The sequence below is a fragment of the Anaerococcus tetradius genome, from assembly GCF_947087635.1.
Classification (GTDB): domain Bacteria; phylum Bacillota; class Clostridia; order Tissierellales; family Peptoniphilaceae; genus Anaerococcus; species Anaerococcus tetradius.
The window spans coordinates 12,834-22,765 of the sequence record NZ_CAMUDP010000002.1 but is presented as its reverse complement, the minus strand read 5'-3'; the positions used below and the strand labels follow the sequence as shown (position 1 = coordinate 22,765).

Genomic DNA, 9,932 nt, shown 5'->3' with positions numbered 1-9,932 from the left:
CTAAGCTATCTCAAGGGCTAAATTCATCATATTAGTATAAGATGTTTGTCTAGCTTCTGCACTATCAGCAACATTTTCTATTAGTGAATCGCTTATAGTAAATATAGCCAATCCCTTCTTGCCGTGCTTTCTAGCAGCCATAAATAAACCATATGATTCCATTTCTACGCACAAAACTCCATATTTTTGTAAGTTTTCAAATACTTCCTTTGGCATATCATTATAAAATTGATCAGATGAATGAACTTGTCCACAGTGAGTTGTATAGGAAAGCTCTTTTGATTTTTCATAAGCCTTTATCATTAAATCGAAATCTGGTGTAGGTGAAAAATGTATATTTCCAAAAAGATTGTCGTTGATTGAAGATTCAGAACAAGCAGAAGATGCTATTACGATATCGTGAAGTTTAACGTCTTTTTGCATTGATCCTGCAGTACCTATTCTGATAATCGTATCAACATCATAAAATTCGAATAATTCATTAAAATAGATCATTGAAGATGGAATTCCCATTCCACTTCCCATGACTGATACTCTCTTGCCCTTGTATAGGCCTGTAAATCCAAGCATTCCCCTAGTATCATTGAATTGACTAACATCAGTTAGAAAATTTTCGGCTATATACTTAGCTCTAAGGGGATCACCCGGCATTAATACTGTTTTTGCAATTTGATCAGCACTTGTGGCTGAAATGTGTGGTGTAGGTATACTCAAACTTATCTCCTTTATACATATTATTACTTATATGATATCATTGTTTATGAATTTTTAAAACAGAAAAACTTTTATATTCTTTCAAGCTCCATAATCTTATCTACTCTTCTTTGGTGCCTGCCACCTTCAAACTTTGTTTTTACAAATTCATCTATAATCATTCTACAAGTTTCACTTCCTATAACCCTTGCTCCTATGCATAATACATTAGCGTCGTTATGGGCCCTGCTCATTCTTGCAGAATAGCTTTCGGAAACACAAGCAGCTCTAATCCCCTTGATTTTATTAGCTGATAGGCTCATACCAAGACCAGTACCGCAAATCAAGATAGCAAAGTCAGCTTTTTCCTCTATTATTTTATCACAAGCTTTTTTTGCAAAATCACTATAGTCTACTGATTTATTATCAAAAGCTCCTACATGATCGACTTCATGACCTAATTTTTCAAGTTCATCTTTAACAACTTCTACTAAATCAAGTCCACCGTGATCATTACCAATTACATATCTCATAATTACTCCTCCATCATTAATATACTTTTAGCAATCTTCTAATCAATAAGTAATTTCACTTGATATATTTACTCTAATAAATATGGTATAATAAAACTACGCATAAAGTTTAGTTTTACACTTAAGGAGATTATATGTTCGAATTTAATTTAAATAACCATGATTATAAATACATTCACTTCATTGGTATAGGTGGAATTTCAATGAGTGGACTTGCTCAATTATTACACGCTAAGGGTTATGAAGTTTCAGGGTCTGATAGATCTGATAGCAAAATAATAAATCACCTTAGAGATTTAGGAATTGAAATTTTTATAGGTCAAAAAAAAGAAAATATTAAAAACCCAGATCTTGTAGTTTATACAGATGCTATATTGGATGATAATGAAGAATTGATAGCAGCAAAAAAACTTTCGGTACCAGTAGTAACAAGGGGTGTATTTTTAGGTGCTTTGATGAGAAATTACAAAAACTCCATAGCTGTTTCTGGTTCGCATGGAAAATCAACAACGACTTCAATGATTTCAAAAATATTAATGCACTCTGACAAAGATGCAACTATACTTCTTGGAGGAGAGCTTGAAGAGATGAAGGGAAATGTAAGGGTTGGAAGCGAAGAGTATCTTGTAACAGAAGCATGCGAATATAAGGGAAACATAAGGTATTACTATCCACAAACACTTATAGTCTTAAATATTGATGAAGATCACTTAGATTATTATAAGGACCTAGAAGACATTGTTAATACTTTCAAAGAATATCTATCTAATCAAGACGAAAATTCTATGACTATAACTAATCTAAATGAAGATAATAATAGGTTAATTTTTGATTCAGTTAAGGGTAGATTAATAACTTACGCTCAAGATAACGAAGAAGCTGATTACAATGCTTTTAATATTCAATTTGATAATGATGGACACCCAGAATTTGATTTAAAATTCGCAAATGGAAGTATCGAACATTTTAAGCTTGGTGTAATTGGAAGACATAATATAAATAATGCTATGGCATCAATAATAGCAACTTATGAAAATGGCATCAGCATTAAAACTATTAAAGAAAATATTGTAAAATATACAGGCCTCGACAGGAGGATGCAGGTTATAGGTCATGTTAGTGATGCTACAATAATGACTGATTATGGTCATCACCCATCTGAAATAAAAGTAACTGTGGATGCCTTGGCTGAGCATACAAAAGGAAGACTTATTTGTGTATGGCAACCTCATACATATAGTAGGACAAAAACTTTGTTTAACGAATTTTTAAATTGTTTTGATTCATGCGATGAAGTTATTGTTACTGATATCTATGCAGCAAGAGAAAAATTCGATCCAACTATTCATTCAAAAGATGTAGTTGATGCTTTAGTAAAAAAGGGAATCAACGCTAAATACATATCTCAGTTTGAAGAATGTAAAGATTATATAGAAAAGATTATCAAAAAAGATGATTTGGTACTAACCACAGGTTGTGGAAATCCAGACCTTCTTGCTAGAATGATTGTAGAGGGTTAAATTCAGCCAATAGAAAGGACTTTTAGAATTTCTAAAAGTCCTTTCTTATGTATGGATTTAAGATTAGATATTTATTAAATCCAATGAGATAGCCATTGCCTCATCAATTTTAAGCATTATATCATGATTAAAGCTACCTATTTTTTCTCTCAATCTTTTTTTATCAATTGTTCTCAATTGTTCCATTAATGCAACACTGTTTTTTGGAAGACCGAATTCATTGCCCTTTAGCTTAACATGAGTAGGAAGTTTTGCCTTATTTAGTTGGCTTGTAACAGGTGCTACAATAATAGTTGGCGAGTACTTATTACCCACGTTGTTTTGGACAATTATTACAGGTCTTACCCCTCCTTGTTCGCTTCCAACAACGGGAGATAAATCAGCATAAAATAAATCTCCCCTTTTAATCTTCATATATTTCTCCTAAATAATTTTCTATTTTTACAACTTTTCCATCTTTCTTATATACCCTTATAACCCTTAATGAAAGTGCAGTCATCAATTCGTAAGGGATAGTTCCAATTTTATTAGCTTCTTTATATAGGTCCGGATATATCTCGACCTCATCTCCTATATTAACATCTATATTACTTACATCAACCATTATTTGATCCATGCAGACCCTGCCACATACTTTAGCAATTTTTCCATTAATAAGAACTTCTCCTTTATTAGAGAAGGCCCTAAAAAAGCCATCAGCATAGCCAATCGAAATAGTAGCTATCTTCATATCCTTATCAGCTATAAAGCTTCTCCCATAGCTTAAAGATGTTCCCTTTTCTATGTTTTTTACGAAGGAAACTACAGATTTTATACTAAAGGCTTTTGATAATTCGACATCTTTTCTTTCAAGTAAGTATTCTGATGGATAAATCCCATATAAGGAAATTCCGATTCTTTGCATATCGCCCTTTATATTGTGAAAAATAGTTGCAGCAGAATTTGCTATATGAAAATTTTCTATATCAAATTCTCTTCCTAAATCTTTCTTAAATCCATTAAAGATTTTATTTTGCCTTTGAGTAAATTCAATATCTTCTTCATCAGCAGTCGAAAAGTGGCTAAAGGCTCCTTTTATATGCAAATTTTGGAGATCTTTTAATTTCAAAATATCTTCAAATTCGAAGGGCCTAAAACCTAATCTTCCATGGCCAGTATCTAAAGCTATATGTACATCTAATTTGCTATCCAACTTATCATTTATTTGTTTAGCGTAGGCCAAATCATAAATTGGAATTTCAATATTATATTTGCTAGATAATATCGCCTCTTCTGGGCTGACATAACCTAGTATTAGTATCGGTTTTTTAATATTAGAAGCTCTCAATACCTTTGCTTCATTAAATGAAGCTACAGCAAAGTATGAAACGTATTCTTCTATATAGTTGGCTATAGGAACAGCCCCTAGACCATAAGCATTCGCCTTTATTACGGCACATATGGGACTATCATCTATAGACTTCTTAATATTATTAATATTTTTAATTATTTTGTCTATATCTACTTCGATATAATTTGTGAACATAATTACCTCAATAACTTGATAGCTTTTGATAAGTATTTTATAATATCTGAGGCTATCAATGATTCTTCGCCTATTTCATCTCTTGCTAGATCACCTGCTAATGAATGCAAATACACACCCAGGCATGATGCCTTATAAGGATCTAATCTGTGCAATAAGGCTGCTATAACACCACTTAGTACATCTCCGCTTCCAGCAGTTGCCATACCAGGATTACCAATTTTATTTATGTAAACTCGATTGCCATCTGTTACTAGAGTTTCCTCCGACTTTAGGACTAAAATTAGCTTATATTTTTTTGCAAAATTTTTAGCTATATTTACCCTGTCAGCTTTTATTTCATCAATAGAAAGCTTGCTAAGTCTTGAGAACTCTTTTAAATGAGGGGTTAGTACTAGTTTTTCATGGTTTTTTAAAATTTCTGGATTTAGACTTACAGCATTTAATCCATCTGCGTCTACAAGTATTTTACCACCATAGTTAAGGAATATGCTATTAATTAAAAAATTTAATGTACTATCACGTCCCATACCCGGACCAATGACTAAGACATCCTTGTCAATTAGATAAGAGTTAATCTTATTTATATTTGACTTATTATAAACAATATTTTCACTTTCTAAATTTAATATGATTTGCTCTGTAGCTTTAATTTGAAGAATATTACTTATAGAATCTGGAACTATAGCATAGACTAGTCCTGCTCCTGACCTAAGGGCTGCTGATGAAGCTAAATAAATAGAGCCTGCCATACCCTCACTTCCGCCGAGAAAGGCAATCTTACCATAATCGCCCTTATGGCTAGGCTTACTTCTTTTTGGCAAAACATTAATAAAATCTGTGTTAATATTTAAAATATGGGTATCCTTAGTGCAGATTGCGACAGCATAATCGCAATCATGGCTTATGCTTATACTTTTAGTTAAAAATCTTCCATCTAAATAGGCTTTTAAAATATTTCCTTCATGCTTTATTTCAATTCTTTTAGCTACAATATAGGATAAATTTAAGCTGTAAGCTTTTACAAGAGCTTCCTTGGCAGCAAATATTCCAGCTAAAGTTTGCGAAGGTATTTTTTTTGAATTAGAATAGGATATTTCATTTTGGGTAAAAACTTCATTTATATGAGATTTACTTGTGAACTTTTTGATATTAACTATATCTATCCCTATCATTATCTTGCCTTTAGATTATTAAAAACTAGTTGAGAATTATTTAAAATTTCTTTATCATCAATTCCTATATATTTTCCATCTTGATAAAGTAATTTCCCATTTATGATTACATTTTTAAGATCATTTTCATAAGTAGAAAAACATAGTGAAGATAGTATATCATTATGAGGAATATGGTTTTCATTATCCAAATCAATCATTATTAAATCGGCCTTATAGTTTTCTTTGATAAGACCAACTTTTCTATCTATTCCAAGAGCCTTTGCTCCATTAATAGTTGCCATTTTTAAGACTTCAAAACTAGTTATAGGTCTTGAAGAGAATAACTTTGAAACTAGCATAGTTGTTTCTATTTCTCTAAGCATAGAAAGCTTATTATTGCTAGATGCAGAATCTGTTCCTAAACAAACATTAATTCCCCTATCTAATAATCTTGATAAATTTAAGAATCCTGATGATAATTTCAAGTTAGAGCTAGGATTGTGAACTATGCTAACATCATTACCCTTAATGATATCAAGGTCATTATCAGATAAATATATGCCGTGAGCTGCAATTGTTTTATTCTTGAAGATTCCTGATTTTTCAAAAACCTCTGTTGGACTCATTTTGTATTTAGCATAGCAATCATCATTTTCCTTCTGAGTTTCTGATAAGTGGATATGGATAGGTAGTTGATATTCTTGGGCATAGTCTGAAATTTTTCTTAAATAATCTAAGTCTGCTGTATATATGGCGTGAGGTCCCAGACCTACATCTATTAAGGGGTCATTTTTGTATAGTTTAGCAAATTCTATATTTTCTTTAATTTTATTTAATTCATTGTCAGGGCAAGCAAGTCCCCTTGAAATTTGAGCCCTAATATTCATTTGCCTACAGGCTTTAGCAGTTTCATCGCAAAAAAAGTACATATCTGCAAAGCATGTAGTTCCTGTTTTAATCATTTCTAAAATCCCAAGTTTTGAACCGTAGTAGACATCATTTGGGCATAATTTATCTTCTAGAGGCCATATATAATCATTTAGCCAGGTCATTAAGTCTGTTTCAGGCCCATAATTTCTAAAAAGACTCATGGCCACATGGGTATGGGAGTTTATAAATCCTGGCATGGTTAAAAAATTAGAGCCATCAATTTTCAAATCAAAGGGAAAATCATTCCTATCTCCTAGGTAAGAAATATTTTCGTCTTTTATGTAAATATTTTTTTTATGTATGATTTCATCTTCCATGGAAAGGAGATTTGTATTTTCTATTAATATATTCATGCTTGTTAATGACTCCCTTATATTTTTAAATTATCTACCAATCCACTGGTTCTTATACTAGTGGATTGGTAGAAATTTGCTAAATAGGATATTATTTTTACAAAATAATGATTTATTTTCCTATTTTTTCTTTTAATAGCTTGTTTATTTCTTGAGGATTTCCCTTACCCTTGGTTTTTTTCATAGCTTGACCAACCAAAAATCCAAATGCCCTATCTTTTCCAGCCTTTATATCTTCAATTGATTCAGGATTTTCTCTTAATACTTCATCAACTATCTCTTCTAGGAAAGATGAATCAGAAATTTGTAATAAATTCCTATCCTCTGCCAATTTTTCAGGGTCTTCGTTTGATTCGAAAATTTCTCTTAGCAATTTTTTAGCAACATTATTATTAATTTTGTTATCCTTGGCTAAGATGATTAGTTTTGAGAAATTCTCAACAGAAACTTTCATATCTTCTGGGCTTTGCTCGAACTCATTTAGTCTTCTTGATAGTTCTGATAAAATCCAATTTGCACAAATATTTGGATCATTTACAAGTTTATTAGTTTTTTCGAAAAGATCTGAAAGTTGTCTATCGTTAGCCAAAAGATTCGCGTCATATTTGCTTAAATTAAGATCTTTCATGTATCTATTTTCTTTATCCTTAGGTAATTCAGGAAGCTTTTCTCTTATATGATTAATAAATTCATCGCTCAATTCTATTAGAGGAATATCTCCTTCAGCAGAAAATCTATAATCATTACCAACTTCTTTGTTCCTCATGTGGATTGTCTCAAGCTTCTCATCATCCCATCTTCTTGTTTCTTTTACACCGATTTCACCATTTTCGAGAAGTTTTCTTTGTCTTTGAACTTCGTATTCAAGTGCATTTTCTATTGCCTTAATTGAGTTGATGTTTTTAATTTCAGCTATGGCTGTTCTAGTATTATTTTCAAGATTTTCTAAGTTGATATTTACATCTACACGCATAGATCCTTGAGCCATAATACAGTCTGAAACTCCCAAAAATCTAAGAGTTGAAGCTAGAGTTTCTACATATTCCCTTGCCTCATCTGGGGAAGCCATATCAGGTTCACTTACAATTTCAATAAGAGGAACTCCTGCCCTGTTATAATCCATAAGGGTCGCATTATTTTCGTCATGGTTAGATTTACCAGTATCTTCTTCCATGTGGATTTCGGCAATTCTGATTTTTTTGTCTGAAGAAAGGCTTATATAACCATTTGTAGCGTAAGGCTTGTCAAACTGAGTGATTTGATATCCCTTAACCAAGTCAGGATAAAAATACTTCTTCCTATCCATCTTTTGATCATTTCTAATATCACAATTAAATGCAAGACCTGCCATAACAGCAAATTCTACAGCTCTTTGGTTCATTTGTGGAAGGGTTCCAGGATGACCTAGGCATATTGGGCATACATTGGTATTTGGAACAGCCCCGAATTCATTTTTACAAGAGCAAAACATCTTTGTTTCAGTGGATAGCTCCACGTGAATTTCCAATCCTATTATTGTTTTAGTTTTCATTTATACTCCTTAAAAATTTCTCACTAGCATTTAATAATTTATTATCTTCAAATCTGTTGGCTATGAATTGAACTGAACCTGAAATTCCACTTCTTACAGGTACAGATATACCGCACATACCAGAAAGATTTACGATAACATTAAAGCCATCAGCCTTAAAGTCACTTAGAGGATCGTCAATATCTTCATCCATTTTTGGTGGTAAGTTGGTAGTTGTTGGAGTTATAATCAAATCATAGTCTTCAAATATTTTTTCTAATTCTTCTTTAATTAAAGTTCTAATCTTTAGACCCTTTTTATATATTTTTTGATCATCATTAGCTGAAAGATACATTGTTCCAAGGGCAATTCTCCTTTGAACCTCTTCTCCGAGCCCCTCTGACCTAGACTTAACGAATAAGTCCTCAACATTTTCATAAGAATCTGCTTGATAACCATACCTTACGCTATCATATCTACTCATATTAGATGATACTTCCGAACTCATAACAACATTGTAGACAGGATTTGCGTATTTAGCATAATTCAAATCTATTGGCTGTAAATCCGCTCCTAATTTTTTAAGAGCTTCCAAGGCTATTTTGTAGTCTTCTTTTACAGCATCTTCAATTCCTTCATATAGACTAGAATCAGTTTTGATATAGGCGATTTTTTTATTAGAAAAATCATAATCTTCAAAAGTATAATTATATTTTTCTAAATTTGATGTCATATCTTTTGGATCAGCTGAGGAGCTTATATCAGCAAGCCTTCTTAAATCTTCGATATTTTTAGCAAATAAGGAAACTTGATCAAGAGTATTGGCCATAGATACAACACCATATCTACTCATTATAGAATAGCTTGGTTTATAACCAATTATATTACAATATGAAGCAGGACATCTTACAGATCCACCTGTATCCGTACCTAAAGCTACCAAGACATCTCCTTGAGCGACTGCTACTGCAGATCCTGAAGAAGAACCTCCTGGAACTCTTTGATGATCAAGAGGGTTTTTAGTAGGTCCAAAATAAGAAGTCTTGCCCCTACCACCCATTGCAAACTCATCCATATTTGTTTTAGCGACAATAATGGCATCCTCAGCAAGTAAATTTTCTATTACACTTGCATTATATAAAGGTCTAAAATCTTTAAGCATCTTTGAGGCACAAGTCATTTTCATATTTTTATATGAAATATTATCTTTGACAGCTATTGGAAGGCCAAACAATTTGCCAAGCTTTTTACCGCTTTTTAGTTTTTTATCAAGCTCTTTTGCTCTTTCAACTGATCCTTCATGGTCTATGCTGATATAGGCGTTTAACTTATCGTCTTCAATTTTTTCTAATGTCTTACCTATATGCTCTTCAACACTAATTTTTCCATTTTTATAATCTGATAATAATTGTTCAATATTCATTTAAGCTCCTATAGTTTCCAATCGAGTCTAAAATAACCATATTCTGTGTCTTTTGCGTTTTCTAAAGCTTCACTCCTACTAATAGATTCTAGTGGCTTGTCTTTTCTAAATACTGCCTTGTGGTTTGATATAAGCTCTGTCATCTCAACGTTATTAGTATCAACAGTAAATATATCTTCTATAAAATCTATTACTATGTTAAATTTGTCAGATAAGAGCTCAACATCCTTGCCATCAAGGCTAAGATTTGCTAGTCTGTAAATCTTTTTTACTTCTTCTTTATTCATT

At 32.0% G+C, this 9,932-nt stretch carries 10 protein-coding genes; 1 reads left to right on the top strand and 9 read right to left on the bottom strand.

From position 1 onward, the window contains the following. Both deoD and rpiB read right to left on the bottom strand, forming a co-directional pair. Positions 1–714, bottom strand: coding sequence for a purine-nucleoside phosphorylase (gene deoD, locus P6936_RS00810; protein WP_004835950.1), 714 nt, complete (start codon positions 712–714; stop codon positions 1–3). Positions 715–785: 71 nt separating this feature from the next. After that, positions 786–1,226, bottom strand: a complete 441-nt coding sequence (rpiB, locus tag P6936_RS00805; protein ID WP_060929553.1) for a ribose 5-phosphate isomerase B — start codon at positions 1,224–1,226, stop codon at positions 786–788. Between the two features lie 134 nt (positions 1,227–1,360). Here rpiB and murC point away from each other — a divergent pair, with 134 nt between their 5' ends. Then, on the top strand, positions 1,361–2,746 hold the full coding sequence (gene murC / locus P6936_RS00800; protein WP_276880578.1) for a UDP-N-acetylmuramate--L-alanine ligase: 1,386 nt from the start codon (positions 1,361–1,363) through the stop codon (positions 2,744–2,746). Positions 2,747–2,809: 63 nt separating this feature from the next. Here murC and P6936_RS00795 read toward each other — a convergent pair whose 3' ends face one another. The 7 genes from P6936_RS00795 to gatC form a co-directional block, all read right to left on the bottom strand. Next, complete coding sequence (locus tag P6936_RS00795; RefSeq protein ID WP_004835947.1) at positions 2,810–3,160, bottom strand: type II toxin-antitoxin system PemK/MazF family toxin; 351 nt, start codon at positions 3,158–3,160, stop codon at positions 2,810–2,812. Next, a complete protein-coding gene (gene alr / locus P6936_RS00790) occupies positions 3,150–4,271 on the bottom strand; it encodes an alanine racemase (protein WP_276880577.1) in 1,122 nt (373 codons plus the stop codon). The genes P6936_RS00795 and alr overlap by 11 nt, the downstream gene beginning before the upstream one ends. Positions 4,272–4,273: 2 nt before the next feature. After that, positions 4,274–5,446, bottom strand: a complete 1,173-nt coding sequence (locus P6936_RS00785) for an NAD(P)H-hydrate dehydratase (protein ID WP_276880576.1) — start codon at positions 5,444–5,446, stop codon at positions 4,274–4,276. Continuing rightward, positions 5,446–6,711, bottom strand: coding sequence for an amidohydrolase family protein (locus P6936_RS00780; RefSeq protein ID WP_276861810.1), 1,266 nt, complete (start codon positions 6,709–6,711; stop codon positions 5,446–5,448). Before P6936_RS00780 ends, P6936_RS00785 begins: the two co-directional genes overlap by 1 nt. A gap of 112 nt (positions 6,712–6,823) precedes the next feature. Then, on the bottom strand, positions 6,824–8,242 hold the full coding sequence (gene gatB / locus P6936_RS00775; protein WP_276880575.1) for an Asp-tRNA(Asn)/Glu-tRNA(Gln) amidotransferase subunit GatB: 1,419 nt from the start codon (positions 8,240–8,242) through the stop codon (positions 6,824–6,826). Then, the gene (gene gatA, locus P6936_RS00770; protein WP_276880574.1) at positions 8,232–9,644 is read right to left on the bottom strand and encodes an Asp-tRNA(Asn)/Glu-tRNA(Gln) amidotransferase subunit GatA; all 1,413 of its coding nucleotides are present in this window, start codon (positions 9,642–9,644) and stop codon (positions 8,232–8,234) included. Before gatA ends, gatB begins: the two co-directional genes overlap by 11 nt. A gap of 8 nt (positions 9,645–9,652) precedes the next feature. Next, complete coding sequence (gene gatC / locus P6936_RS00765; RefSeq protein WP_004835941.1) at positions 9,653–9,931, bottom strand: Asp-tRNA(Asn)/Glu-tRNA(Gln) amidotransferase subunit GatC; 279 nt, start codon at positions 9,929–9,931, stop codon at positions 9,653–9,655. Between the last annotated feature and the right edge of the window lies 1 nt (position 9,932).

Excerpts from the sequence above, each read along its gene's own strand:
- gatA (WP_276880574.1), bottom strand. The coding sequence starts at position 9,644 with ATGAATATTGAACAATTATTATCAGATTATAAAAATGGAAAAATTAGT.
- gatB (WP_276880575.1), bottom strand. The coding sequence starts at position 8,242 with ATGAAAACTAAAACAATAATAGGATTGGAAATTCACGTGGAGCTATCC.
- P6936_RS00780 (WP_276861810.1), bottom strand. The coding sequence starts at position 6,711 with ATGAATATATTAATAGAAAATACAAATCTCCTTTCCATGGAAGATGAA.
- P6936_RS00795 (WP_004835947.1), bottom strand. The coding sequence starts at position 3,160 with ATGAAGATTAAAAGGGGAGATTTATTTTATGCTGATTTATCTCCCGTT.
- gatC (WP_004835941.1), bottom strand. The coding sequence starts at position 9,931 with ATGAATAAAGAAGAAGTAAAAAAGATTTACAGACTAGCAAATCTTAGC.
- murC (WP_276880578.1), top strand. The coding sequence starts at position 1,361 with ATGTTCGAATTTAATTTAAATAACCATGATTATAAATACATTCACTTC.
- P6936_RS00785 (WP_276880576.1), bottom strand. The coding sequence starts at position 5,446 with ATGATAGGGATAGATATAGTTAATATCAAAAAGTTCACAAGTAAATCT.
- alr (WP_276880577.1), bottom strand. The coding sequence starts at position 4,271 with ATGTTCACAAATTATATCGAAGTAGATATAGACAAAATAATTAAAAAT.
- rpiB (WP_060929553.1), bottom strand. The coding sequence starts at position 1,226 with ATGAGATATGTAATTGGTAATGATCACGGTGGACTTGATTTAGTAGAA.